At 70.2% G+C, this 23,969-nt stretch carries 23 protein-coding genes and 1 CRISPR repeat array; of the genes, 6 read left to right on the top strand and 17 right to left on the bottom strand.

The window, feature by feature from the left end; all coding sequences use genetic code 11:
* Window positions 1-146: 146 nt before the first annotated feature.
* From cas3 to FYX01_RS00655, 5 genes are all read right to left on the bottom strand, one after another.
* A complete protein-coding gene (gene cas3, locus FYX01_RS00635) occupies window positions 147-2,978 on the bottom strand; it encodes a CRISPR-associated helicase Cas3' (RefSeq protein WP_223830233.1) in 2,832 nt (943 codons plus the stop codon).
* 204 nt (window positions 2,979-3,182) lie between these two features.
* A CRISPR array of direct repeats spans window positions 3,183-6,935; the repeat unit is 29 nt; unit sequence GTGGTCCCCGCGCGAGCGGGGGTGAGCCG.
* A gap of 407 nt (window positions 6,936-7,342) precedes the next feature.
* Window positions 7,343-8,104: a DUF2637 domain-containing protein gene (locus FYX01_RS00640; protein WP_150236597.1), complete on the bottom strand. Its 762-nt coding sequence runs from the start codon at window positions 8,102-8,104 to the stop codon at window positions 7,343-7,345.
* A 452-nt stretch (window positions 8,105-8,556) separates the two neighbouring features.
* Complete coding sequence (locus FYX01_RS00645) at window positions 8,557-9,666, bottom strand: hypothetical protein (RefSeq protein WP_150236425.1); 1,110 nt, start codon at window positions 9,664-9,666, stop codon at window positions 8,557-8,559.
* Entirely contained in the window at window positions 9,663-9,899 is a 237-nt protein-coding gene (locus tag FYX01_RS00650; protein WP_150236426.1) for a hypothetical protein, read from the bottom strand. Before FYX01_RS00650 ends, FYX01_RS00645 begins: the two co-directional genes overlap by 4 nt.
* Window positions 9,896-10,153, bottom strand: coding sequence for a hypothetical protein (locus tag FYX01_RS00655; protein ID WP_150236427.1), 258 nt, complete (start codon window positions 10,151-10,153; stop codon window positions 9,896-9,898). Before FYX01_RS00655 ends, FYX01_RS00650 begins: the two co-directional genes overlap by 4 nt.
* A gap of 159 nt (window positions 10,154-10,312) precedes the next feature.
* On the opposite strand from FYX01_RS00655, the gene FYX01_RS00660 reads away from it, so the two are divergent.
* The 3 genes from FYX01_RS00660 (at window position 10,313) to FYX01_RS00670 (ending at window position 11,503) form a co-directional block, all read left to right on the top strand.
* Complete coding sequence (locus FYX01_RS00660) at window positions 10,313-10,546, top strand: GntR family transcriptional regulator (protein ID WP_223830234.1); 234 nt, start codon at window positions 10,313-10,315, stop codon at window positions 10,544-10,546.
* A 257-nt stretch (window positions 10,547-10,803) separates the two neighbouring features.
* Window positions 10,804-11,151, top strand: coding sequence for a hypothetical protein (locus FYX01_RS00665; protein ID WP_150236429.1), 348 nt, complete (start codon window positions 10,804-10,806; stop codon window positions 11,149-11,151).
* A gap of 91 nt (window positions 11,152-11,242) precedes the next feature.
* Complete coding sequence (locus tag FYX01_RS00670) at window positions 11,243-11,503, top strand: hypothetical protein (RefSeq protein ID WP_150236430.1); 261 nt, start codon at window positions 11,243-11,245, stop codon at window positions 11,501-11,503.
* 372 nt (window positions 11,504-11,875) lie between these two features.
* Here FYX01_RS00670 and FYX01_RS00675 read toward each other — a convergent pair whose 3' ends face one another.
* The 7 genes from FYX01_RS00675 to FYX01_RS25955 form a co-directional block, all read right to left on the bottom strand.
* Complete coding sequence (locus FYX01_RS00675; protein ID WP_150236431.1) at window positions 11,876-13,204, bottom strand: AAA family ATPase; 1,329 nt, start codon at window positions 13,202-13,204, stop codon at window positions 11,876-11,878.
* Window positions 13,205-13,332: 128 nt separating this feature from the next.
* Window positions 13,333-13,569 (bottom strand): hypothetical protein, encoded by a 237-nt coding sequence (locus FYX01_RS00680; protein ID WP_150236432.1) that lies wholly within the window; start codon window positions 13,567-13,569, stop codon window positions 13,333-13,335.
* Entirely contained in the window at window positions 13,566-13,910 is a 345-nt protein-coding gene (locus tag FYX01_RS00685; protein ID WP_150236433.1) for a hypothetical protein, read from the bottom strand. The genes FYX01_RS00680 and FYX01_RS00685 overlap by 4 nt, the downstream gene beginning before the upstream one ends.
* On the bottom strand, window positions 13,907-14,188 hold the full coding sequence (locus FYX01_RS00690; protein ID WP_150236434.1) for a helix-turn-helix domain-containing protein: 282 nt from the start codon (window positions 14,186-14,188) through the stop codon (window positions 13,907-13,909). Before FYX01_RS00690 ends, FYX01_RS00685 begins: the two co-directional genes overlap by 4 nt.
* 333 nt (window positions 14,189-14,521) lie before the next feature.
* Window positions 14,522-15,595 (bottom strand): tyrosine-type recombinase/integrase, encoded by a 1,074-nt coding sequence (locus tag FYX01_RS00695; protein ID WP_190394128.1) that lies wholly within the window; start codon window positions 15,593-15,595, stop codon window positions 14,522-14,524.
* Between the two features lie 311 nt (window positions 15,596-15,906).
* Window positions 15,907-16,617, bottom strand: a complete 711-nt coding sequence (locus tag FYX01_RS26445) for a site-specific integrase (protein WP_223830235.1) — start codon at window positions 16,615-16,617, stop codon at window positions 15,907-15,909.
* 88 nt (window positions 16,618-16,705) lie between these two features.
* Window positions 16,706-16,879: a hypothetical protein gene (locus tag FYX01_RS25955; protein WP_190394129.1), complete on the bottom strand. Its 174-nt coding sequence runs from the start codon at window positions 16,877-16,879 to the stop codon at window positions 16,706-16,708.
* A 250-nt stretch (window positions 16,880-17,129) separates the two neighbouring features.
* Here FYX01_RS25955 and FYX01_RS00705 point away from each other — a divergent pair, with 250 nt between their 5' ends.
* Entirely contained in the window at window positions 17,130-17,651 is a 522-nt protein-coding gene (locus tag FYX01_RS00705) for an FG-GAP repeat domain-containing protein (RefSeq protein ID WP_150236436.1), read from the top strand.
* Between the two features lie 112 nt (window positions 17,652-17,763).
* Window positions 17,764-18,552: a hypothetical protein gene (locus FYX01_RS00710; protein WP_150236437.1), complete on the top strand. Its 789-nt coding sequence runs from the start codon at window positions 17,764-17,766 to the stop codon at window positions 18,550-18,552.
* Between the two features lie 414 nt (window positions 18,553-18,966).
* Here FYX01_RS00710 and FYX01_RS00715 read toward each other — a convergent pair whose 3' ends face one another.
* From FYX01_RS00715 to FYX01_RS00740, 5 genes are all read right to left on the bottom strand, one after another.
* Entirely contained in the window at window positions 18,967-20,256 is a 1,290-nt protein-coding gene (locus FYX01_RS00715) for a DUF2637 domain-containing protein (protein ID WP_150236438.1), read from the bottom strand.
* A gap of 465 nt (window positions 20,257-20,721) precedes the next feature.
* Window positions 20,722-21,042, bottom strand: a complete 321-nt coding sequence (locus FYX01_RS00720) for a hypothetical protein (protein ID WP_190394130.1) — start codon at window positions 21,040-21,042, stop codon at window positions 20,722-20,724.
* A 125-nt stretch (window positions 21,043-21,167) separates the two neighbouring features.
* Entirely contained in the window at window positions 21,168-22,373 is a 1,206-nt protein-coding gene (gene lhgO, locus FYX01_RS00725; protein WP_150236439.1) for an L-2-hydroxyglutarate oxidase, read from the bottom strand.
* Between the two features lie 36 nt (window positions 22,374-22,409).
* Complete coding sequence (locus FYX01_RS00730; RefSeq protein WP_150236440.1) at window positions 22,410-22,736, bottom strand: aldehyde dehydrogenase family protein; 327 nt, start codon at window positions 22,734-22,736, stop codon at window positions 22,410-22,412.
* Between the two features lie 37 nt (window positions 22,737-22,773).
* On the bottom strand, window positions 22,774-23,088 hold the full coding sequence (locus FYX01_RS00740; RefSeq protein WP_223830236.1) for a hypothetical protein: 315 nt from the start codon (window positions 23,086-23,088) through the stop codon (window positions 22,774-22,776).
* Between the two features lie 201 nt (window positions 23,089-23,289).
* Between FYX01_RS00740 and FYX01_RS00745 the strand changes: the two genes are divergently transcribed.
* Window positions 23,290-23,697, top strand: coding sequence for a cupin domain-containing protein (locus FYX01_RS00745; protein WP_150236441.1), 408 nt, complete (start codon window positions 23,290-23,292; stop codon window positions 23,695-23,697).
* Window positions 23,698-23,969: the final 272 nt, after the last annotated feature.

Raw genomic sequence — 23,969 nt, forward strand, 5'->3', positions numbered from 1 at the left:
GGTGAGCCGATGGCGTGCTTGAAAAACGCCCATTTCGGCCGTTTCCTCCCCGCGCGAGTGGGGGAACCGCCCCGCCCAGAGGGGATTGGGCGGGGCGGTTGACGCAACAGTAGCAAGATGGCCTGCTTTAAATCAGATAAACGTGATTACTTCTTCTCCAGACCCACGTCGGAGATCTCCAGAAGGTGCTCGCCGACATCACAGACCCACTTGTTTTTGCTGGTCCAGCGCATGGGCAACAGCACAATCCGGGCGAGGGAGGATCGCTTAATCCAGGCGGCAGGGGGTTCGTGCGTAGTGCCGCGGCCCCTCAGCCAACGCCCGGGCACCGGAATCATGTGGCGTGCGATCTGCGCGGACTCCTCAGTGGTGAGTCCGCGACGCACACCGGGGAGTTCACTCTTCCCCTGAGGGTCGAGGGTCAGGGATCCGTCGGGCTGGGTGTAGGCGCACACCGCTCGCTCGGAGTCCGCCCCCAGGCGCGTGGTGATGAGCTCCTCATCCACCTGGTGCGCGCCCTCGTTACTCAACCAAGCCAGATCCCTGAGGTCATAGGGCGACGGGATCATGGTCATGTCGGCCAGGTGGCGTTCAGCGAGATCCGTGGCCTGGCGCTCGGCGTCATAGGTGTTGAGTTCTTGGCGCTTATCGGATGTTTCCAGGCGGGTGGCGAAGTCCTCCGCGTAGACGGCATCGATCAGCTCCTGCACGTCTGCAGGAATGCTGATCCCATGCTCGGCTTTCTCCGCGAGGATCTGGCTCGTCCGCAGTAGCAGCGAGGTGTCGTGAACCTTGCCCCAGCTACGCGGGACATCGAGCTTGCCGTCCGCGTCGACGGGTTCGAGGACGGCGATCCGGGGCTCGTCTCCCATGCCCGCGGCCCGACCCTCTCGTGCGTGGCGCATGCATCGCCCCGCACGCTGAAGGAGTTGGGCGAGCGCCGCTGCGTCGCTGATGACGTAGTCGAAGTCGAGGTCCAGGGACTGTTCGACCACGGATGTCGCGACGAGCACCGCTGGGGCCGGTCGACGTCCAGGAGGAGCGTCCGTGCCTGGCTTGCCGAACAGGGCCTCGATGTCATCAGTGATTTCCTTGCGCCGCCATGCGGGGTACCGGGAGTGCAGCAGGCGAAGGCTGTCGTCGGTGTCGAGCTCGGAGAAAGCTGCGTTCAGGAATCGGTAGGTGCGTTGGGCTTCCTCGACCGTGGTGCAGCACACCAGCACGCATCCGTTGGCCTTCAGGGCAGGGGTCAGGAGTTGCACGAGTGCGTGTCGACGTGTGCCTGCCTCAGGCGGGGTGTGATCGGGCTCGGTGACGTCCCAGCGCACCTGATGGGTCTCGATGCCGAGTTGGCGGGGACGGCTGCTGGGGACCTGGCGTGGTGGTGTGACTTTACCGGTGGCGGCGTCGACGTAGACCCATCCTGGGTAGGTGGGTGTGATCTCCTGGGGTTCGAAGAAGCCTGATCCTCGGCGATAGGCCTCCACCAGTGAGGAGGCCGTGCGTCCTGCCAGGGTGGCCGACAGCAGGATCACGGGCGCGCCCATGGCTCCGAGCCATTCCAGGAGGCGCACGAGCAGGCTGTGCATCCACGGCCCGTAGGCGTGGGCTTCGTCGACGACGAGGACCTTGTTGGCCAGCCCCAGCAGGCGCAGCATGTTGAACCGCACGGGCAGTACCGCGGTCAGGCCTTGGTCGATGGTCCCGGTTGCCAGTGGTGCCAGCAGACCGCGTCGGGATGTGCGCAGCCACCGACCCGCTTCAGTGCGAGTGATCGCCTCTTCGGTCAGCACGTCGTCGGATGCGGTGTGGTTCTGGTCGGTGGTGGGACCGGCTGCGAGCCAGGACATGCTGTGTACCAGAGTCAGCGCCGTGTCCCCCGTGACATTGGCACTGACGAATTCACGGACGCGGCGATGCATGGCATCGGCGGTGGCCATGGTGGGCAGGGCGAAGAACAGCCCGCCCACGCCTGATGCTCTGGCCAGCACACTCGCAGCGTGCAGTGCTGCTTCGGTTTTGCCGTCTCCGGTGGGCGCGGTGATCATGAGCAGACCGGCGCCGCCCTGGGCTAGGGCGGGAAGCTGCTCAGCCAGATCCCGTTGGAGTTGGTTGGGCGCTTGGATCTTCGGAAACTGCTCGGCGAAGCTCCGCCCGGGAAAGGTGGCACGGCCCAGACGCGCCTGCTTGACGATGTCGGGCGCCCGCTTCACGGCTCTTGTCCAGTGCTCCGACAAGGCGGGCGCCGTGGCCACCCATCCCGCCGGTGGCAGGGCTTGGAGAACAACGTCTTCTTGGCTCGCCAACCAGTCGGCCACGACGGTGAGTCCGGCGACGAAGCCCACGATGTCAGCGGGAAGCCGTGTCGTGAGCGCCGTGTCCACACCGGTGAGTTCTTCCAGTGCGGCGACGTGTAGACGACGCTGCTCCTCCCAGCCCGCGCCTCCCAGAGCAGGAACCCACTGATCGACCGCAGCAAGCATCTTTCGGTCAAGCGCCTGGTGGAAGAAACCGTGATGTCCGCCGAGCAACTGTGCTATCTGGTGCGCCGGTGAACGTGTGACAGGGCGCTTCTTCGGGTAGCCGAGGTCGGCTAGGAGAGTGGTCAGTGCCCAGTGGGTCGCGGCGTCATGTCCCAGTTGTTCGTGTGAGAGGTCCTTCTCGATTCGATAGGCCGGGTCCTGGGATAGGAGCGCGTACTGATTGGGGTCTTTTTCCTGGAAGAGCGGGCTGGCCTTGCCGATGTCGTGGAGCCCTGCCCAAAAACTCACCAGGCTGCGGCACGAGGATCGGCTCAGCCCGATCTGATGTGAGATGCGCTCCTGAGCCCGGTCATCGAGCAGGATGTCCCACAGCGCTCCAGCTACGGCCGCTACATCACTCAGGTGGCAGATGAGCGGGTAGGGAGCCGGAAGGCCCTTGCTTTTTCCCCACATCAGGACATCTGGACGTGTATGCACTAAAATGTCCTTTTTCATGGATGGTTAGCTGAAGTCTGTGTCCCATCTCAGGGTTAGCATCGGGAACTGACATTCCAGGCTGGCCTGATGCAGCCCGAGCACGATACTTCGACAACAGAAGGTGAGAACACACAGATGGGACATGGGCGGGACCTCCCTCGACCTGAAACCATTTCAGGTCACAAAATTGCAACGCCCCATTAAAAGCCCAGTTCAGGAAGTGTGGTCCCCGCGCGAGCGGGGGTGAGCCGGCCTCGACCGCTTTCAAGGCCGCCCGCAAGGAGTGGTCCCCGCGCGAGCGGGGGTGAGCCGGCGGCGGGGGTTTTCCCATGTCAGGGGTGACTGTGGTCCCCGCGCGAGCGGGGGTGAGCCGCAGGGCGGGGCAGACGGGCCGTTACGAGAGCCGTGGTCCCCGCGCGAGCGGGGGTGAGCCGTGGGGCGGCAGGTGCCCGGCGTCGTAGGCGCAGTGGTCCCCGCGCGAGCGGGGGTGAGCCGGACTCCAGGCGGCGACCTACAGCAACTACGCCGTGGTCCCCGCGCGAGCGGGGGTGAGCCGACCACGGGGTGAAGGTGACCGGGGACATGGACGTGGTCCCCGCGCGAGCGGGGGTGAGCCGTCGCGGCACGGGTGGTGCCCCTCATCGAACATGTGGTCCCCGCGCGAGCGGGGGTGAGCCGTCGGATGCGCCAGGTCGGTGAGCAGGCGGGGCGTGGTCCCCGCGCGAGCGGGGGTGAGCCGCGGGTGAAGCCGTCGATCGTCAGGGACAGCTTGTGGTCCCCGCGCGAGCGGGGGTGAGCCGCAGACCGCCGCCGAGACGGCCCGGCAGGAACTGTGGTCCCCGCGCGAGCGGGGGTGAGCCGCCGTTGATGGTGGGCGAGAACCCCGGGGCGGGGGTGGTCCCCGCGCGAGCGGGGGTGAGCCGAATCCACCGAACCGGTCGATCGCCTCGTCTTCGTGGTCCCCGCGCGAGCGGGGGTGAGCCGCCGTTGATGGTGGGCGAGAACCCCGGGGCGGGGGTGGTCCCCGCGCGAGCGGGGGTGAGCCGAATCCACCGAACCGGTCGATCGCCTCGTCTTCGTGGTCCCCGCGCGAGCGGGGGTGAGCCGACGGCGGTGCCGGTGAGGCCGGTGACGGCCAGGTGGTCCCCGCGCGAGCGGGGGTGAGCCGTGGGTTGAATTGTCCTGCTTTGCGATGGCATCGTGGTCCCCGCGCGAGCGGGGGTGAGCCGCCGAACACGTGCGAGGAACATCGGACCAGGATGTGGTCCCCGCGCGAGCGGGGGTGAGCCGGCACACCGCAGCCGGCAGTGGGAAGTGGACACGTGGTCCCCGCGCGAGCGGGGGTGAGCCGCAGCTCCCCGGGCTCAAGGGGGCCGTCCACTGGTGGTCCCCGCGCGAGCGGGGGTGAGCCGTGAGCGCTGGGAGCATGGCGCCACGGACGGATGTGGTCCCCGCGCGAGCGGGGGTGAGCCGTCCTGGGTGAGCGCGTCGGTGAGTTCGGCCTTGTGGTCCCCGCGCGAGCGGGGGTGAGCCGCGGTTGCGCGCCCAGTCAGGCCACTGGCCATCGTGGTCCCCGCGCGAGCGGGGGTGAGCCGTCTCGTCCGACAAACCAGAGGAACGCTGGTTGGTGGTCCCCGCGCGAGCGGGGGTGAGCCAGTCCAGGAGGCGGCGCCGCCGGGGGCGTCGGTGGTGGTCCCCGCGCGAGCGGGGGTGAGCCGCTCCCGGGCCTGTTCCTCCTGGCCCTGTTCCAGTGGTCCCCGCGCGAGCGGGGGTGAGCCGTCGGAGCTGACCACCGCCGAGGCGGAGGCAGAGTGGTCCCCGCGCGAGCGGGGGTGAGCCGTCGGGTGGGGGCTGCGGCCTCGCGGGAGCGGCGTGGTCCCCGCGCGAGCGGGGGTGAGCCGTTTCTCCAGCCACGCCGCCCGATCCTCAGGCGGTGGTCCCCGCGCGAGCGGGGGTGAGCCGGTCGACAAGGTGTCGTACAGCGTCGCCACTGAGTGGTCCCCGCGCGAGCGGGGGTGAGCCGACCCCGGCGCGCAAGAGCGATGGGTGAGGGTCGTGGTCCCCGCGCGAGCGGGGGTGAGCCGGTGCAGATCGTGCACCCGGACTGGGACAAGGAGTGGTCCCCGCGCGAGCGGGGGTGAGCCGCCGCGCGGGGGGTGACATGCAGCCCTACCCCGGTGGTCCCCGCGCGAGCGGGGGTGAGCCGGTGCAGTCCTGATGGGCACGTCTGGCTGGTCCGTGGTCCCCGCGCGAGCGGGGGTGAGCCGCGTCCGCCGATCGCGGCCGGCCTGATGCCCTCGTGGTCCCCGCGCGAGCGGGGGTGAGCCGGCGACCACATGGACCGCTACGGCCACACCTGGGTGGTCCCCGCGCGAGCGGGGGTGAGCCGGTCCTGGACCGCCTCGTGCGCATCGAAACCAAGTGGTCCCCGCGCGAGCGGGGGTGAGCCGTCACTGGAGGTCATCGGAGGTCTCCTTGGGGGGTGGTCCCCGCGCGAGCGGGGGTGAGCCGCATGTCGCTTTCCTCCTGTGTGGTGGGGGTAAGTGGTCCCCGCGCGAGCGGGGGTGAGCCGACCCTCGGTGGACTGGCGCGTGGGCTGTTTCGGTGGTCCCCGCGCGAGCGGGGGTGAGCCGCATCCCGGGCCGGACCACGGTGGAGGACTCCTGTGGTCCCCGCGCGAGCGGGGGTGAGCCGTCGCCGATGAACCAGTTGGCGTGCTCGGCGATGTGGTCCCCGCGCGAGCGGGGGTGAGCCGTCGAACGCGTTCTCGGCGTCCTTCCCCATGGCGTGGTCCCCGCGCGAGCGGGGGTGAGCCGAGGCCGGCGACGTAAATGACCACTGTCATTGCGTGGTCCCCGCGCGAGCGGGGGTGAGCCGCCCGCGGAGTCCATCGCGATCCCGGCGACGGCGTGGTCCCCGCGCGAGCGGGGGTGAGCCGTCCTGGCCGTGCACCCCCGCCATCGGGTGGGGGTGGTCCCCGCGCGAGCGGGGGTGAGCCGGGGATGCCCGCGGCGTCGTAGGCCCGCCGTGCGTGGTCCCCGCGCGAGCGGGGGTGAGCCGTCGATGCCCACGACCACGACGTCTTCGCACATGTGGTCCCCGCGCGAGCGGGGGTGAGCCGTCCCGACTCGACACGCTGGAAGCCGTTCAGGGGTGGTCCCCGCGCGAGCGGGGGTGAGCCGCACTTCTACGCGTTCACCCTGTTCTTCCTGGCGTGGTCCCCGCGCGAGCGGGGGTGAGCCGCCTCCCCAGGCCTTCGCACAGGGGGTGGGGACGTGGTCCCCGCGCGAGCGGGGGTGAGCCGACCGGCAAGGGGCCGTGGTCGGCGGCCATGACGTGGTCCCCGCGCGAGCGGGGGTGAGCCGGCGGGTGGTACGCCTGCGGACCGTGCGCGGGGGTGGTCCCCGCGCGAGCGGGGGTGAGCCGAGCGCGGCCGAGGCGACTTCACCGGGTACATCGTGGTCCCCGCGCGAGCGGGGGTGAGCCGGGCCTGCCACCCGCGCAGCCCGTGACCCCCGAGTGGTCCCCGCGCGAGCGGGGGTGAGCCGAAGCGGTTCCTCGTCGAGGAGCGCGTCGAAGTGTGGTCCCCGCGCGAGCGGGGGTGAGCCGTCATCGACATCCACCTCACGGAAGGGGCGGCCGTGGTCCCCGCGCGAGCGGGGGTGAGCCGATGGCGCCGGCTTTCCCTCGGCATGCGGCTTGGTGGTCCCCGCGCGAGCGGGGGTGAGCCGCGGATCACTCTTCCTGCGAGCAGCGCGATGGTGTGGTCCCCGCGCGAGCAGGGGTGAGCCGACCGCCTTCACGGTGATGATGGCTGAGGCCCTGTGGTCCCCGCGCGAGCGGGGGTGAGCCGTTCTCCCAGTACGTGGAACTGCACGGATGGAAGTGGTCCCCGCGCGAGCGGGGGTGAGCCGCCGGTCATTGACCTGTACTTCGCCCGGTACGAGTGGTCCCCGCGCGAGCGGGGGTGAGCCGGAGGACGGCAGTGTGGCTGTTGGCATCCACGACGTGGCCCCACACGAACGTGGGCGACCCGGTCAACCTCGGCCTGGGCAAACGCCTCGCAGCGTGGTCCCGTGTGAGCAGGAACGAGCCGACGACCAGCTTCTCGGACTGTGCACCCGCACCCGGGCGGAAGCGGCCGACCTTACTCACCAGATTGGAGGTACTGGAACCGGGCGTGCCCTCCTATCCCCGATGGCGGCCCCGCGCGGGCAGGTCTTCACCAGCCACGACGCCTCCCAAATCGCCACAGTGGCCCGCACACCCTGCACCAAAGCCCCCTTCGTGCCAGTTCTCGACACGGGCCCTCGGGCATGATGAGCCGCATCGGATCCGTTGGAGAACTCTGGTGTGCCCTGCGGGTCCCTGCCTAAAGCACCTCACGTATCCACGAGTAGGGTCCTTACCCCGCTGTTTTCGGGATTCCTCTCAGGTAGATCAGCATGAGTGTCCTGACGTTGCCCTTGTTGCTTGACCAGGCGCCCCCAGCGTGGTTTGCGGCCGAAGTGCGCCGCGATCTCCCGGCCACTCGGTAGCTCACCCGTTTCCCGTTGCCGTTCCAGGGCCCATCGCCATGCCCTGGCCTGGAACGGTGACAGGACAGGCTCTGCGGTGGGCTCGGCGTCTCTATCGTGCACAACTTGGAGACCGGTGATCTTCGAAGCATCCGACGCGATGGAGTCTTGGACTTCCCCGGTTTTCGCTTCGGGCATCGGTTCCGGTCTCTGCTCATGGGCTGCGGACACACTGCGTACGCTCTTCGCCGCCGTGCGGAACTCGCGCATGAGCAGCTCGTACGCACCGATCAGCGCGAAGCTCGGCCAGGCGTGGATGATCCGTGACCACATGGTGGGGTCGGCCACCGCGACGTTGGCCGCCAAAGACGCACCGGAGCCGATGATTAGTAGCGCCCAGGGCAACAGGCCACCCTTGCGGCCGCTGCGGGCGTCGCTGAGCAACGTCATGGACGCACCGATGATCATGCCGTCCACCGACAGCGGGAACAGCGCCGCCCGCCACTCGGGTTCGCCGTGGCGCAGAGCGAGTTCATACATATGGGAGTAGGACACCACCGCGGCGATCAGCGCCAGGACCAGCACCGCGCCTACCGTGATCCACCTCGACCAGGTCGAGGTCGCCATCATCATTCACCATCCCTCACAGGTCAAAGACCCTATGAGGGAGCCGTCCGCAAGGTGAGTACTACCTACGTCAGCCTCTTATGGCCCTCTCCGGGCCAGGATGGAGACGGCAGTGCCGTCTCCACCGTGTGGAGACGAAATGGAGATCGCAAGATCTCCCAACCGCGTCCAACAGACGTGAACGGCTCCCAAGGACGGCCTCTGAACTGCTCAGACTCGGAATGGCGCAGGTCATCAAAACCCTGAACCTACCTCGACACGGTAGAGGTCACAGGTTCGAGTCCTGTATCGCCCACTTGCATTTGTGCAGGTCAGTGCGGGTATTCCGCACTACCCCCACGGCATGTGCCAAACCCGTGCCAAAGCGCAGCCGTTCCAGCGCGCCGCGCCGAACTCGCTCCCAGGTCTCTGACCTGGGATAACGAGGGCCGACCGAACGATTCGACAGGGCCCTACTCCGAGGGCACGTGAGCCCACGGCCGGTCCGAGGGAGCCGCGTTGGCCTCGCACCAGGGGCGGACGGCCAGCTCGTACAGCCTGATCCGGCTCCAGAGCACGCCCGACCGAGCGGGGTCCGAGCGGCGCACGTGCTCCGCATACGCCCGCTCGGCGGCGGAGGGCCCGAGGGTCCCGAGCTCCCGGCCGCTCGCGTCCTCGCACGGACCGCACAGCGACCCTTCCAGGCGCTTCGAGGTGCGGTCCGTCCACACCGCCGCGCGGGCCTCCTCGGGGCCGCCCCGGCGCACGACGTCGGCCGCGCTCATCCGTACGGCGCTCACACCGCACAGCAGGCACCCCGAGCCCGTGGGCGGGGCCAGGTCCACGGGCGGGGCAGACGACGCCACACGCACGGACAGCAGCCGCGCGGAGACCTCCCGCAGCGCGCCGCGCACCTCCTCGGACACGTGCGCCCACGGGCGCGGTGCGCACTTCCCGATGAGGTCGCGAGGGCGGTCGTACAGCGCCCAGCGGACGGCGCGGGCGGCGGCGCGGTACGTGCTGCCGTCAGCGGGGCGCACGGCCTCGAACGCCCGCAGCAGCTCCACAGCGCCCATGCCGTGCGCAGTGGTGGCGCCCGCCGCCTCCAGCGCGCACAGGTTCTCCACGAGGTGCTCGCGGACCACCGGGCCCCGACGCTTGCGCACGCCCGGGGCAGCGGCCAGCAGGCGGTCAGCGAGGGCCTGGCGGTCCGCGCACGGCTCGCAGCGGGCCAGCAGCAGCTCCGAGGTGGTGGCGATGCGATGGCCTCCCGGGTCGCGCTCGTCCTTCACCCACTCCCGCCTCAGCACGTGGCGCTCCGCCACCGGAGCGCCCTCGGGCACGGTCGTGGCCTGCCCGCAGTCGGCACAGGCGAGGTGTCCCTCGGGCAGGTCGGCGGTCGGCTCCGCCGCCTCCACGGGCGCGGCGTCGGCCGGTGCCCCGCCGACGTCGCCGCGCTCCAGGGCCTGCGCGACGCGAGACTGGGACCACCTCCGGTACTCCTTGTCGCTGATCCTCTTGTTCTGCTCGGCCCAGACGCGGTGGTAGTGGGCTTTGATCGCATCGACGTCGATCTTGGTCACGAGGTGCTCCCTGGGGCGTCGGTGGAGGTCATGCGTCCAGTGTGTCCGGACACCGGCGAACGTCGCCACGGCGACGGCAGCACCCCGCCCCCGCGGAGGTGCTCGTCGAGTGCGGTCATCGCCCGGTCGGCGCTGCGGATGACCTCGTGGGCCTCCCCGACGTGGCGGGGGCGGGCGCGCAGCGCCTCGGACAGGGCGTCATAGAGCGCGTCCGCCAGCTCCTCGGGGGTCACAGCGCCTCCCGCTGGAACGGGATGCCCGCACGGTCCCCCGGCGCGCGCATCCTCGTCTCCAGAGCCTCGGCGCTCTCCTCCATCAGGGTCGGCTCGAAGCGGGTCCGCCTGTCCCGAGCGGTCGCCAGCCAGTACCGGCCCTCAACGGACCGCCACACGCTCCACAGCGGGTAGTCGCGGTTGAGGCGGTCGAGCGTCGCCTGCTCGTCGTCGCGGTCCGGGGGGTCCGAGGGGGGAGGGGTACCGTTCGGCATGTCGACCTGCTCTCTCAGGTTGGCCGTGCCCGGGGCCGTTGCGAGCGGTCGCCGGGCTCCGTCATGCGGGACGCTACTTGTGAATCCTTGGCCTGTCTATACCTAGGCATAGCTATGTCTCTCTATGCGCAGGTCACGACGGGTGTCTATGTTGCGGCTGTGGATTACGACCCGACACGACCGAAGTGGCAGCAGATCGCCGACGTGCTCCGAGCACGCATCGAATCCGGCGAGTACCCGCCCCAGCACCTGATCTCCGAGGTCCGTCTCGAAGGCGAGTTCGAGGTGGCCCGGATGACGGTGCGCAAGGCGGTCGCGGCACTGCGGGACGAGGGCTTGATCGTGACCACGCCGGGCATGGGCTCGTTCGTCGCCGACCGCCCCGAGGGCTGAGGCGCTGCCTGACGGCCTGTGGGATGCTCGTGCGGACAACACCCACTACCAACTGGTCGTGGACGGGCAGACCGCCCGGGTTGTCAGGACCGCCGTCGCAATCGGTCTGTGCCGAGAGGCCCCGGATTAGCCCCCGGGGCCTCTCGCTTGTCCGCTGGCCCGCCCGCCGGGCGGAACTGGCCAAGGGGAGCCACCGTACTACGCCTTGTAGTACTACGCTGCGTAGTAGTCCGAAGCCGACACCTGAGGGGCAGGGCATGGCAGACCTGATCACGACTGAGATCTTCACCGTCGGCGGACGCCCCGACATCGACAGCGACCTGGTGTCCGCCTCGTCCGGCGGCGACACAGCCCAGGTGGGGCGGGGACTGTTCCTGTTCGCCGTCAACGGCAGCAGCGTCGGCAGTTCCAGGACCATCACCATCACCACCCAGCGCACACTGAACGGGCACGCCGTCGCCGACGCCACGATGGTCATCGAGCACCTCGACCGTGGCATCATCCCGCTCACCACCACCCTGTTCCGTGGCCCCCGCTCGCGGGCGAGGATCACGTACAGCGGCTCTGAGGGCCTCAGGGTGGGCGTTTTCAGGCTCAGGGAGTAGCCCGACAGCGAGCCGTCGATACAGCCAAGGCTGAACAGTACAGCCGTCGCTGTGTAATACTGGAGTACAGCAGAGAAGCCGAGGAGGACCCGTGAGCACCCAGAACAGCCGCCGCACCGTCACCGCCCGCGTCAGCCAGCGCGTCACCGCCGCCTACCGGCCCGGTGCTCCCTCGATGCGTCGCTACCGCTCCCTGGAGCCCGAGGGCGCTCCCGTCAGCAGGCCCACCAAGGCCGAGGCCGCCCGCTCGTTCAACCGCGCCATGCGCCTGCGTGGCGAGGCGCGGCAGCGGGCGCTGCGCGAGCACTACGCGAGGGTGAACCCGCACCTGACCGACAGGACGCGGTTCTGACCCGGTCCGGTACTCCAGTTCAGGTTCAGTTCAGGCCCGATACTGAACTTGAACCGAAGTCGGACGGACCCGAGGGCGCCCCTCTCCGACTCCGAGGGAGCGTTAGCCCTGTGACCTGCGCTTTCTTCCTACTGCCAAAGACCCGGTCCCCCCCAGACGGAGGCCGGACAAGTTCAGTATTCAGGTTCAGTCCCCCAGACGGAGTCTGGGGGGAACTGAACCTGAAACTGACTGAACTTGCCGGGCCGTCCGTCGATCTGGGAGGGACTGCTCCGCCCGAGTGGGAGAGGTGTTCAGGTTCAGTACTTCAGTTCAAGTTGAGTTCCAACCGAAGTACTGAATCTGAACCTGAATCGCCGGTCGGCCCTCGGACTACTCGACCACCAGGAAGTGCCAGCGCCTGCCGTGGTTGCTCGCGCACTCGCACGGTGCCTCGCTCGCGCACTGGTACTTCTCGACCGTCCCCGCCGCGACCGCGTCCTTGCGCCACTGCTTCGAGACGTTGCCGAGCTGGTCGGTCAGCTCCTGGCCGCTCACGTGCGGGTGAGCACGGACGTAGGCGGTGACGGTGTCGATGCCCTCCTGCCTCGGGTCGGCGGCTCCGCCCGCACCCACGCTCGCGCCCCTCGTGTCGGCCCGCACCACCTCGTACGGCTGCGCGGACATCACCGGGCGGCCCTCCTCGGACAGCACCACCGTCGTGGGGCGGATCGGCCGGACCGCGCCCGTTCGGGGGCGCACGCTGAACCGGCGCGGGGAGAACGGGTTGTCGGCGTCGTCCATCGAGAAGCTCCACACCCCGTCGGGGCCCGCCGTCGCCTCGACGCCGCCCATCGCGTGGTCGCCCCTCATGATGTTGTGCGTGACGACCAGAGCGTTGGGCACGTCGCAGGCACGCATCAGCTCGCGGAACTTCGCGTACCACTCGCCGTAGCGGCTGGTGTTGTTGCCGAGGATCGCCGTGAGGCCGTCCACGATCACGGCCAGCGGCGCCCGCTCCTTCAGCGGGTCGTCCTCGTCGCCTCGGACCAGGTAGTTCCCCCACTCCTCGAAGTTCGCCGTCTGCGTCACGTCGAACGAGGCGGCAGAGCCCCAGTCCTTTTCGAGGTGCTCGACACACAGCCGGTGGGCCGGGTGCGCGTCGTCGCCGAACGGGATTTCCTCGTAGTCGACTACAGGGCTCAGCGGCGCGTCGAAGTCCTCCGGGTGCGTCTCGGGGTTGATCAGCACCACCTCGCGGGGCCTCTTCTCCCCCTCGTCCATGTCGGCGGGTCCGAAGCGGCCGAGGAACCGGTAGCCGGGCACCACGAGGGCGGTGGCGAGGTCGGCCACGATCCCGGTCTTGCCCGCGCCTTTGGTGCCGCTCAGCATCGGGATCGTGCCCCACGCCCACAGGCCGGGGATCAGCATCCGCCGCTTCCGTCCCGCGCCGGACTCCGCGCGGGCGGCCAGGGTGCTACTCCCGGCGTCCGGCAGATGGGCGTAGGTGCCCAACAGGCGGGCGCGGAGCCGCTTCGCGCGAGGGCCGGTGATCGGCGTCCTGCCGTCGTCCTCGAACAGGTCGCCCTCGCGGATCAGCTCGTCCCTGCGAGCGGGTTCGACGGGCGCTGTCAGCTTCCCTCCTACGACGTGATGGACCGTCGCCCCGGTCAGGCCGGAGTAGTTGATCCCGTAGGGGCGATTCTCGTGTGAGATCCTCATAGTGCTCCTTCGTTCGTTGACGGTCGCTTCTCCGTCGGTTGAGGTCGCTTCTTCGTTGGGGATATGCAGGGACTGCTACAGCGGGAGCCCCGGCCTTCGGGCCGGGGCTCCTGTCGTGTCAGCGGCACTCACTCATTCGCCCCTCGCCCCCGCTCCGCCCGTCGGCTGCGGGCACTCTCGCGGCGACACGTACGGCACTCGCGCTTGCCGCTCGCCCTCACGTACACGTTCGGCGGGTCGGTCATGTCGTGGCCGTAGGGGCACCACAGCGCCCTCCCCAGCGCGCCGAGGGCCTCGCGCATCCGGGCGAGGGCCTCGTCCTCGTCCTCGTCCTCGTCATGGGGCGGCTCCTGCCGTGGCCTCACCCGTCGCCCACCGCCCTCTCCACCGCCGCGTAGGCCGCGCGGCACTCCGCCACCACCTCGGCGAGGGCGGGCCCGTCCTCGGGCGGAGGACGCCGCATCTCCCGGAGCCGCCACCACTTCGCGTAGTGCTTCTTGCACCGGTGGCGGGCCTCGTGGGGCTCCTCGCAGCCCTCCACGCGGCACCCGCGAGGGGGCTCCTGCGGCAGGGCGTCCGCGACCTCCTCCACGAGGCGCTCACGCTCGCTCTCACGGCGCGGAGAGTCCGGGCCGTGGTAGCCCTCAGGGCTCGTGTAGGCGGCGCGCATGGCCTTCTCGGCGCTGCGCTGTCCGGCGGCGCTCACAGGGCTTCTCCGTCGCTCAGAGCGCCGTCCTCGACCACCTCGGGCTCGACCACGGCGACGATGCGGGCCTTCGGGCCGTACGGCTGGACGGCGCGGCGGACAGCGGGGACCGCACGGACGACGGCGCGGACCTCGTTCATGTCGACCCGGATGGCGCGACCGCCCGGCAGCCGGTAGCCGGTGATGTGGCCCCGGCTGATCCAGTTCCGGACGGTGCGCTCGGTGACGCCGAGTTCGGCGGCGGCCTGCTTCTGGGTGACGAGATTGCGCTTGGACATGAGAGTGCTCCCGAAGGGACGCACAGCCCAGGGGCAGTGTGCCCTGACACCTGGACTGCTGGGACTCTCACCGTCGCGGCTCCGGAAGGAACCGCTCTCAACTCCGCGCTCGCTGCTCTGCCGGGTGATTCGGTGGCAGCGAGTGACCGTGCTCCCGAGCGATGGCGGCGACCCTCGGGCGGTGGGCTCTGCTTCCAGTCTACCAGCGTGCCAAATGTGCCTATACGGCCATGAGAGCCACTGTGCGGAACTGGGAGGCGTTCCCGGATGCAACCACGCGCGTGGTGCCGTTCGTGCCTCAGTGGCGATTCTGTGGCCGTTCCAGCTTTCCGGTCACTCGCCGGTCGTGGCGTCCAGGCCCTCGGTCCAGCCGGTCATCTCGGACAGGCGGAGGGCGATCGCCGCGTCCCGGTCCCCGGCAGCGTGCTGGTAGTTCATCGCCGCTTGAGAGGAGGAGTGGCCCAGGCGCGACATCAGCTCGCGCAGGGTCGCGCCCGACTGGGCCGCCAGCGTGGCCCCCGTGTGGCGCAGGTCGTGGAACCGCAGGTCCGGCCGTCCGGCCTTCGCGCGGGCCGGGTAGTAGACCTTCGCGAAGCTGGACTGCCGCAGGTGCCCGGACGGGTCGGTGCGAGCGGGGAACAGCAGCCCGTCCGCGCCCGGCGCGGTGTGTTCGAGGAGGTGGGCGCGCACCATCGGCAGCAGGTGCGGCGGAATCGCCACGTCGCGATCGCCCGCGTCGCTCTTGGGCGTCTTGACCACGAACCGGCCTTCGACCAGCACCACCGCGCGGGAGACGTGCAGGACACCGGCCTTGACGTCCACGTCGCCCCGGCGCAGCTCGGTCAGCTCTCCGTAGCGCAGCGCGCAGAAGGAGGCGAGGGCGACCATCAGGCGGTAGCGGGGCGGCATCGACCCGGTCAGCGCCGCCAGCTCCTCGACGGAGGCGGGGCGGATCGTGTGGCGTCGCCGCACCTGTCCGGCCCCTCGGATACGGGCGGGGTTCGCCGACAGGTACCCGTCGTCCACCGACCCGGCGAGGATCGCCCGCAGCAGGCTGTACGCCTTCGCCCTGGTCGTCGGCCGATCCTGAGGCAGGCGGCGGCCGTGCCAGCGCTTCACGTCCTCGCGAGTGATCGTGTGCAGATGCGTGGGGGCGAACTCGGGGAGGATGAACCGGTCGAGCAGGTCCTGGTACGTCGCGCGGGTGCGGTCGGCCAGCGGACGGCCGCGCACGGTGCGCGTGGCCATCCAGCGCTCGGCATAGTCGCCGAACGTGGTGGCGAGCTGCGCCGTGGCCGTAGTCCACGTGCCCTTGCTGATCATCGAGCGCTGTTCACCGAGCCACGCGACCGCGTCCCGCTCGGTCTGGAAGGTCCGGCCGGTCTGGAGGCCGTCAGGGGTGAGCAACCGAGCCTGGAACGTCCCCCGAGGGCACGCCTTGGTCGGCGGGAGATGGCGCACACCGTGGGCATGTGGCGTCTTGCGCCTGCAATGGGGGCAATTGGCTCGCTTCGGACGCGACATTTACGGGACTCCCTCGGTCGGCGCACGGAGACGCCAACCGAGGGAATCCCGTGCCAAATTCTTGCCAAACTCCTTTGGTTCCCATTGTACCGCGTTTCCGCTTGTTTCCAAGCATTTCAGCAGGCCACAGCGCATTTTTGCAGTTCAGCAAGGAGTGCCGAATTCACTTTCGAGTCCTGTATCGCCCACCAGCATCACCGCAGGTCAGAGGGTTTACCTGACATGTGGGTGAAGACGGACCAGCCCGGACTGGGAGATATCCGGGAGATCGTCTTCGAAGCGGGTTCCTCCGGGAGCCCGCTTTCGCCGTCTCCACGGTGGTGCTCTTCGAGGGTGGTGCCACGGCGAAGAGCCACTCGCGTTCCCGGTCCGTGAGAGCCGCCGCACTCCCCCGCCACCGGTCTTCGAGCACGCTGAGTACACGCCGCTTCATCTCCGGTGTGACGTCCCTCGTTGAACGTGGAGTGCGGCAGCAGCGGACGCCGCCACCGGGCCCCACCGCTACGGGGATCGCCGTCCCAGGCCGGACGCCAGAGCCGGGCCCGGAAGTTCCCCCGGCACAGCAGCCCACCTTGGGGCCCGCTGAAGAGATGGTCCTCCTCACAGGCCTCGGTCAGATCCGTGCAGAGGGCGTCCAGGAACGGCGGGAGCTGGATCCACCGCTTGCCCGCCGGGGTCTTGGGGCCCTTGGCCGTCTCCAGGTACCCGCCCACCTCCCGTAGCGGTGTGCGCACCGGGACGGCGTGGTTGGTCTCGTCGTAGTCGTGGGGCCTCAGGGCGACCGGTTCCGACCAGCGGGCGCCGGTGCAGCCGTTCATCAGCGCCAGCACGGACCCCGCCCGTCCGAAGGACTCGTGCAGCCGCTGGCGGCAGAACGCACCGAAGAGCACGGGACGGTCACGCACGCGCCGGTGGAACGGTGGGCGGACCCGTTGCGAACTCAAAGGAGGCCCCGCGCGACATCGCGTCGCGCAGGGCCCCTGGGGAGTGGGACTACTCGTAGAAGCTCCAGGCGTAGTCGGTGATGTTCTCCACCACAGGGATGGCGAGTATCTGGACATCGATCTCAGTGGGTTCGGTGTCGTCTTCCTCCTGGGCGTGGGCGGGTGCGGCGCCCAGGGCCAGGACGGCGGCGGCCAGCACCAGGGACGAGGCGAGCTTGCGCATGAGGAACCTCCGGTGTGTGGGTCATGTCCTCCGGGACCTCTATCCCGATGACCTGCACTGATACCCCTTCGAAGCAAGAAGTGACAGGGCATTTACTCCCTGTTCCCAAGCGGGCGCGAAAAAGCCCCCGCGCAACGCTCGGTCGCGCGGAGGCCACCGCGACCTCACCGAGACTCTGCTTGCGGATGACCCGGCACCCGGTGACACTCTTCTCTTCTGGCCGATACCCCACCAAGGACGGGCACGCGAGATGATCACCAGCCGAGGGCACCGAGGACTCTGGGCGGCAGCCGGCCTGGGTCTGACACTCACCGGCTGCATCCGTCCGGCTCCACCACCTGAGCCGTCCGGGCCCAGCGCCTTCCCTCCGTGTTCGGACTCCAGGGGCAGGCTGATCGCCGATGTCAACAACGACGGCCACCTCGACCGCATCACCGGCACCGAGGGCACAGGCACCGACCTGGGAATCTCCTTCGGCGGGGAATCGGGGTTCGCGGAGCCGTGTACACCGGGCGACCTGGTCGGAAGCCCACGTGAAGGAGACGAGCAGGTCACGGCGTCGGTGGCCGACTTCGACGGCGACGGGTGGCTCGACCAGCCGACCCGCCCCGCGGCCGGGCACCCCGTCCGGGACGGCGGACACCCGCTCCAGGCCCACCTCGCGCGCGGCCTCGGTGAACGCCTCCAGGAGCTGGGCCCCGGCTCCGGTCCGGCGGACCGGCTGTCATGTTCGTGCTCGTCAACAGTGGCTCAGGAACACAGATCTCCGTGACCCTTCGTGAAGGAACCATAAGATCAGTGCCAGAACCTTCTCAGGCACACTCACCACCCCCACCCGCCACATCAACTGCGAGCGCTGAGAGAACCCGAGGGGAGCACCGAGCATGGGTGAGGACACGATGCTGGCGGCACTCCACGGAGAACTCGCGGTGCACCCCTGGCACGATCCAGGTACCGCATCCTCCGACGCCTACAGCCTGTTCCTCTCCCGGTCCTCGGCGCTGGAGTGGCTCACCGATGCCGTACCCGGCGCCCACGGCGGTCTGTGGGGCATGAACGACGCCGGACAGGACTTCGAGGCGGGCTCCCCAGGTCCGCTGACACGCAAGCTCTGGTTCCAGGTATCGCTGACCGGGTCGGCGGCCGAGCGGCCGCTGCCGACCCAGCCGCTCCTCTCCTGTGCCGGCGACGTCGCGGCACGGATCGGCGTCCTGGACCTGCACGCGCTGCAGATCCTCGTGCCCGTGCCAACCCGCGCCGCGGCGGGGCGCACGGCCGCACCGGCCGTGCTGGCCCTGCTCCAGGACACCGGGTGGCTCGCCGACACCGATCCGGGCCTGGCACGGCGGGTCCAGGTCACCCTGGACGGCGGGCAGGTCCCCTCCATCGTCGACGCGGCGTCCCGGATGCTGTCGTGGATGCGTACGTTCGAGCAGCGCGTCTTCGCGTGCGGCCCCACACTTGCGCAAGGGGACGCCGACGCGGCCGAAGGGCTGGTCCCCGGCATCGCCGACCACCTGTGGAACGGCCCCGGCCACCACCGCGCCACCGTCTACGGCACCCTTGCCGAGTGGTCCCTGGACGCTCTGGGATGGCTGGTCGCTTTCCTGGCCGAGGCCGGCGCGCAACACGGTGTCCGAACCCCGCTGGTGCTCACGGTCCGCGCTCTGTGACGGCGCCGTGGCCCTACCGGGTTTCCCCCGGTGGGCGGCGGCAAGGACCACACCGGCCCCTGACTCATCTGAGGCCGAGTCACTCCTGGTGACCGTGGGCGCTGGAGCGTTCGGCGTCTCCACGATCGCCGACCGGGGCTCACCGCTGCGGTCAGCCCGTCCTCGGGCGCTGTCGAGCGGCCTTCATCCTCGCTTCGTCCCGTGCTCCGTCCGCACTCCGCGTGGGCCCTCGGAGTCGTCCAAGGGGGCGGGGAGAGGAGGCGAGTAGCGGGGGGCGGCCCGGTCGGGATGTACGTGTTCCTTCCCGGCGGTGCCGGCCGCCGTTCCAGGACCGTCGTCTGGGCGTACCGCGACGGAGCGGCGGCCCCGTGGCGGACGGCGGCCTCCGGTGACCAAGGGCTCCCACCCCGTGTGTCAGGGCTCCGAGCGGGCCGTGGCCAGCGTCGGAGCGGTGTCCTCCCGCTGTTTGTCCTCGTCGCGCCGTGCCGGGTCCTGGCCGGGGGTGTGTCCCGGGATGTCCACTCCCAGGCGCTGGTGGGTGATCTCGTTGCGGTAGCGGCGTGCGGTGCTCGGGGAGGCGTTGATGTACCGGGCGAGCTCGGTGTCGGTGATCCCGGGGAAGGACCGCAGGAGCTCACGCACGCGCTGACGTTTCTGCGCGGGTGCGAGCGGCTCCGCGGGAGGGGTCTCCTCCACCTGGCGGGCGCGCGGGGTGGAGGAGGAGTGCGTGCCCTGCGCCCGGGAGGCGGTGCGGGCCCGCGAGGACACGGTGCCGGAGGTGCCGGCCCGCTCCTGCCCGGTGTGGGCCGGGGCGGACGGGCGGCGGTGACCGGTGCTGCCGGCCAGGGCCGTCACCTCCGCGGCGGTCATGGCCACCGTGGACATGGTCATGGCCCGGGTCAGCTCGTAGGCGGTGTCGAGGTCGTAGCCGTTGTCGAGCATCCACCGCAGGTGCCGGGGGGTGTGGCGGCGCCAGGTGCGGCCGTGCTGCTCGCGCAGCATGGCGTAGGCCAGCTGGCGGCGCTGCTCGCGCTCCAGGGCCTGGGGGTAGGAGGTGATGCCCCAGCCCAGCATGAGCCGGGCCACCTTCATGGTGGAGAGCGGGTGGGCGACCCACCGCCCCACGGGGATGCGGTCGGCGGACTGGCCGTGCGCGATGCCGGCCAGATGGCGCACCCAGGCGGCCACCCCCTCGGCGATGAGGATGATGACGATGGGCGGGCCGGCGTGGCCCAGGTAGGAGGCGGTGGACCCGTCCCCCTGGCTCACGTTGAGGATGATGGTGATGGCCGACAGGGCGTAGGCGGCCCACCGGTTCAGGGGGTGGCGCCGACCCTGCCACTCCATGAGCAGGTCCATGGCCAGGAAGTAGACGATGACCGCGTCGATGCCCAGCGGGAAGAGGAAGCGCAGGTCACCGCCGTTGATCGCGTGCAGCTGGGTGGCCTCCAGCCAGGTGGCCGCCTCGTACAGGGCCGCGTAGCTCATGGTGAACGCGACCAGGATCAGCGCCAGCGCCACCGCGGCGATGACGGCGGTGGCCACCAGGTAGCCGCCGTGCAGGGGCGCCGCCCCCGAGCCCCCCTCCACGCGCGTGGGTCTGCGGGCGACCAGGCGGCGCATGGCCCACACCGCCAGCACCGTGACGACCAGGGCGACCGCGGCGATCAACGACCACAGCGGGAGGGGCAGGGATTCGGACATGGGTTCTCCAGAGCAGGCGGGGACCCAAACGAGTGTGCCAGAGCCCGATTGCGGAGAAATGCCGGGATCGACACCCTTGCCGGGGCCGGGAGGGGGAGCACCCCGCGCTCCCTGGCGAAATGCCGGATGCTCCAGCCGAAGGAGGGTGCGGATTGACTCGTTCCTGTGATCTGGAGCGAACTCCGTATCGTCCCCGGCCCCGAGGGGGAGGACATGGGCGGCCAGGCCGCTCCCGGCCGGGCTGGGATACCCCGGCGACGCCCTCCCAGGCCAGGGCTTCGGCTCTGGCCCGGGACGTGTGCGACAGCCCCCGGACGGGAGGTGTTCGGGGGCCGCCCCGCCCTCCGAGCGGCACGTCGCCGGATCGGTTCATGAACACGCCGCCGTCCACGATCCGGCCCCACCCGCCCCGGTGGCCACCACGGCGCGGTGCGTTTCGTGCCGTGTGGACATCACCGATCCTCGTCAGGACCGGATCATGCCCTCGGCCAGCGTGGGGTAGTCGGTGTACCCGCGCTCGTCACCGCCGTAGGCCCTGGACATGTCGGGCTCGGCCAGTTCGGCCCCCGACGCCAGCCGTTCGGGCAGGTCCGGGTTGGAGATGAAGAGCTGGCCGAACGAGACCAGGTCGGTCGCGCCCTCGTCGACGGGAGCGAGGTGCTCCGGCCCCGTCCTCGCTCCGGGCGTGGCCGGGACGTCCTGCGCGCGCTCGGTGAGCTCGAGAGCAACCTGGCCGCCTCGGAGACGAGGCGCAGGGAGGGCCGCTGAGGCCGGGGCGGCGCCCACTCCCCTGGCTGTCCGGACGAGCGCCTACGGACCCACGGCGTCCAGCGGTTTCGCCGGTACCCGACCCCAGGGGGCGCGCGTGCCGTCGCCCGGACCGGATCGATACCGAATGGGGTGGAAGGCCTTCACCGCGCGTTCTCACCGTGAATGGCGTCGACCACGTGCTCGGCGATGGCCATACACGAGGTGGCGGCGGGCGAGGGCGCGTTGCGGACGGTGGTGACACGCCCCAGCCGGTTGACGCGGAAGTCGTCGACGAGTCCGCCGTCACGGTCGAGCGCCTGGGCGCGCACGCCCGAGCCGCTGCGTACGACGTCGCCGGGACCGATCTCGGGCACGTAGTGCCGCGCGGACCTCATGTAGGCGCGCTTGGAGAAGGACCCGTACACCTCCTTGATTCCGGTGCGCCAGTGCTGGAGCCCCATGGCCCAGAAACCGGGCCAGGAGAGGTTGTCGCCCAGATCCGGCAGGCGGACGTCGGAGCGGCGGTAGCCCTCACGGGAGAACGCGAGGACGGCGTTGGGCCCCACCTCCACGTCCCCCGACACCCGGCGGGTGAAGTGCACACCGAGGAAGGGGTACCTGGGGTCGGGCACGGGGTAGATGAGCCCGCGCACCATGTGCGCCTTCTCCGGGCGGATCAGCATGTACTCGCCCCGGAACGGGACGATCCTGGGGCCGGCCTCGTCCCCGGCCAGGCGGGAGACCCTGTCCGTCTGCAGACCGGCGGCGACGATGAGGTGGTCCACCCGCACCGTCTCTCCGCCCGCGACGACCCGCAGTGAGTCGCCGGACCCGTCGATCCGTGTGACCGGGGAGTCGATGCGGATCTCCCCGCCCTCCGCGACGATGTCCTCGGCGAAGGCCTGGCAGACACGCGTGTAGTCGGTGATGGCCGTGTGCGGCGAGTGCAGGGCGGCCAGGCCCTCGGAGTACGGTTCGATGTCGCGGATCTCGGCGGGACCGACGCGGCGCAGCCCCGGAACGGTGTTCCGGTCGGCTCTGGCGTAGATGTCGTCGAGCCTCGCCACGTCGTCCTCGTCGACCGCGACGACGAGTTTGCCGCACTCGTCGTAGGGCAGTCCGCGTTCGGCGCAGTACTCGCGCAGCATGCCCCTGCCGCGGGTGCACAGACGGGCCTTGAGGCTGCCGGGCTTGTAGTAGAGGCCCGCGTGGACGACCCCGGAGTTGTGGCCGGTCTGGTGCACGGCCACGCGGTCCTCCTTCTCCAGCACCACGACGCGTGTTCCCGGCTGTCTGCGGATGACCTCCCGGCCGACCGCGAGCCCGACGATGCCGGCGCCGACGATCCCGACGACCTCGTCAGTCATGCTGCCTCCCTCGCTTCCGGTCCTGCGCGACGGCCTTCACAGGCCGATGTTGATGGCGACGGTCTTGACCCGGGTGTAGAAGCGCAGCGCCTCCGAGCCCTGCTCCTTGAAGGCCGAGCCCGAGTCGCGGAAGCCGCCGAAGGGGTGGTGCACGTCCCAGCCGATCGTGACGGTGTTGACGGCGACCTGCCCGCACTCCACCTCGCCGACGAACCGGTGGGCGGCGCGCAGGCCCCGGGTGAAGACGGCGGCGGAGAGCCCGTAGACCGAGTCGTTGACCGCCTCGACGGCCTCCTCGAAGCCGTCCACGGCCCGTACCGCCAGGACCGGGCGGCCTTCGACGCCCACGCGGCCTCGGAGCACTTCGCCGAGTACATCCTCGGTGCGGTCCGCCCCAGGCTCACCGACCGGAGCGTCCGGTTCGGCGAGGTCCTCTGAGGCGCTCGCGGTCGCCGACCACGGCGGGGATGCCGACCTCCACGGCCTTGTCGATGTGGGCGTTCCAGGAGTACTGGGCGTCGAGGTGCCGCGCCGCCAGCAGCAGCGACAACTCCCGCAGGCGCAGCGGCAGGCAGGACTCGAAGCGAACGAAGGCGCCGAGCGACTCGACGCGGTCACACAGCTCGGCGCTGTGCAGCCACATCCGGAACGGGCCCCGGACGGCGCCCCGGCGCCCGGCGATGCGCTCGGCGACCTCCTTCTGCCGTTCGTTCATGTCACCGGGTTCGAGAATGGGGGGTCTCATGAGCAGCCTCTGCATCGGAATCGCGGGGTGGAATCAGCCACGACCGTACAGCGCGCTCCGCCGTACTCCCAGAGCACGCGCTGCAAGGTAAAGGCGCACGCTTCGTGCCTCCTCACAGCGGATGCCTGGCATTAGCCTCGGCGGCACGAAGCCCAGGCAGAGGAGTACACGGTGACAGTCATCATCAAGGCGTCCGAGGTCCCCCTTCTCGATCGCGGGGGCGCGGTCACCACGACTCCGCTCGTCACGAAGGAGTCGGCCCCCGGAGAGAACCGGATCACCAGCGGTATGAGTGTCTACCCGGTGGGCTCGGGCGCGCCGATGCACTCGCACAACTGCGACGAACACGTCACCGTGCTCGAAGGCGAGGCCGAGGTCGTGGTGGAGGGCGGGGTCACCAGGCTCAGCCGGTTCGACACCACCTACATCCCCTCCCCCGTCCCGCACCTGTTCCGCAACGTGGGCGACACCCCGCTGCGGATCCTGTGGGTCTACACCTCTCCCACGGTGACGCGCACGTTCACGGACACGGGCGTCACCGTGGAGCACCTGTCCGCCGAGGACCAGATGGGCCGCTGACGCCCGGTCCGGGTGAACCACGGCGTACGGGACCCGTGCCGTTCAGGGCACCAGGCGGTGCGGGTGCGGGTGCTTCCGTGCGGTGAGTCCGCTCCTTCCCCGCGGAGGGGGACGGTTCGTGCCCCTGGGCCGCGGGTGCCACACTGGAGCCCTCCCGCGCCGCCTGCGTCGGCGCCTCTTCCCCGCGTGGAGGTGTGTGGTGAAGCTGCCGCGTGCTCTGGTCTGCGCTGCTCTGGTGACCGCGGTATGCGGTTGTTCCGCCGCGCCTGAGC

Origin of the sequence: Nocardiopsis quinghaiensis, from assembly GCF_008638365.1 — a bacterium.
Lineage (GTDB): Bacteria > Actinomycetota > Actinomycetes > Streptosporangiales > Streptosporangiaceae > Nocardiopsis > Nocardiopsis quinghaiensis.

Excerpts from the sequence above, each read along its gene's own strand:
- cas3 (WP_223830233.1), bottom strand. The coding sequence starts at position 2,978 with ATGAAAAAGGACATTTTAGTGCATACACGTCCAGATGTCCTGATGTGG.
- FYX01_RS00640 (WP_150236597.1), bottom strand. The coding sequence starts at position 8,104 with ATGGCGACCTCGACCTGGTCGAGGTGGATCACGGTAGGCGCGGTGCTG.
- FYX01_RS00655 (WP_150236427.1), bottom strand. The coding sequence starts at position 10,153 with ATGCCGAACGGTACCCCTCCCCCCTCGGACCCCCCGGACCGCGACGAC.
- FYX01_RS00665 (WP_150236429.1), top strand. The coding sequence starts at position 10,804 with ATGGCAGACCTGATCACGACTGAGATCTTCACCGTCGGCGGACGCCCC.
- FYX01_RS00675 (WP_150236431.1), bottom strand. The coding sequence starts at position 13,204 with ATGAGGATCTCACACGAGAATCGCCCCTACGGGATCAACTACTCCGGC.
- FYX01_RS00690 (WP_150236434.1), bottom strand. The coding sequence starts at position 14,188 with ATGTCCAAGCGCAATCTCGTCACCCAGAAGCAGGCCGCCGCCGAACTC.
- FYX01_RS25955 (WP_190394129.1), bottom strand. The coding sequence starts at position 16,879 with ATGCGCAAGCTCGCCTCGTCCCTGGTGCTGGCCGCCGCCGTCCTGGCC.
- FYX01_RS00705 (WP_150236436.1), top strand. The coding sequence starts at position 17,130 with ATGATCACCAGCCGAGGGCACCGAGGACTCTGGGCGGCAGCCGGCCTG.
- FYX01_RS00710 (WP_150236437.1), top strand. The coding sequence starts at position 17,764 with ATGGGTGAGGACACGATGCTGGCGGCACTCCACGGAGAACTCGCGGTG.
- FYX01_RS00715 (WP_150236438.1), bottom strand. The coding sequence starts at position 20,256 with ATGTCCGAATCCCTGCCCCTCCCGCTGTGGTCGTTGATCGCCGCGGTC.
- lhgO (WP_150236439.1), bottom strand. The coding sequence starts at position 22,373 with ATGACTGACGAGGTCGTCGGGATCGTCGGCGCCGGCATCGTCGGGCTC.
- FYX01_RS00740 (WP_223830236.1), bottom strand. The coding sequence starts at position 23,088 with ATGAACGAACGGCAGAAGGAGGTCGCCGAGCGCATCGCCGGGCGCCGG.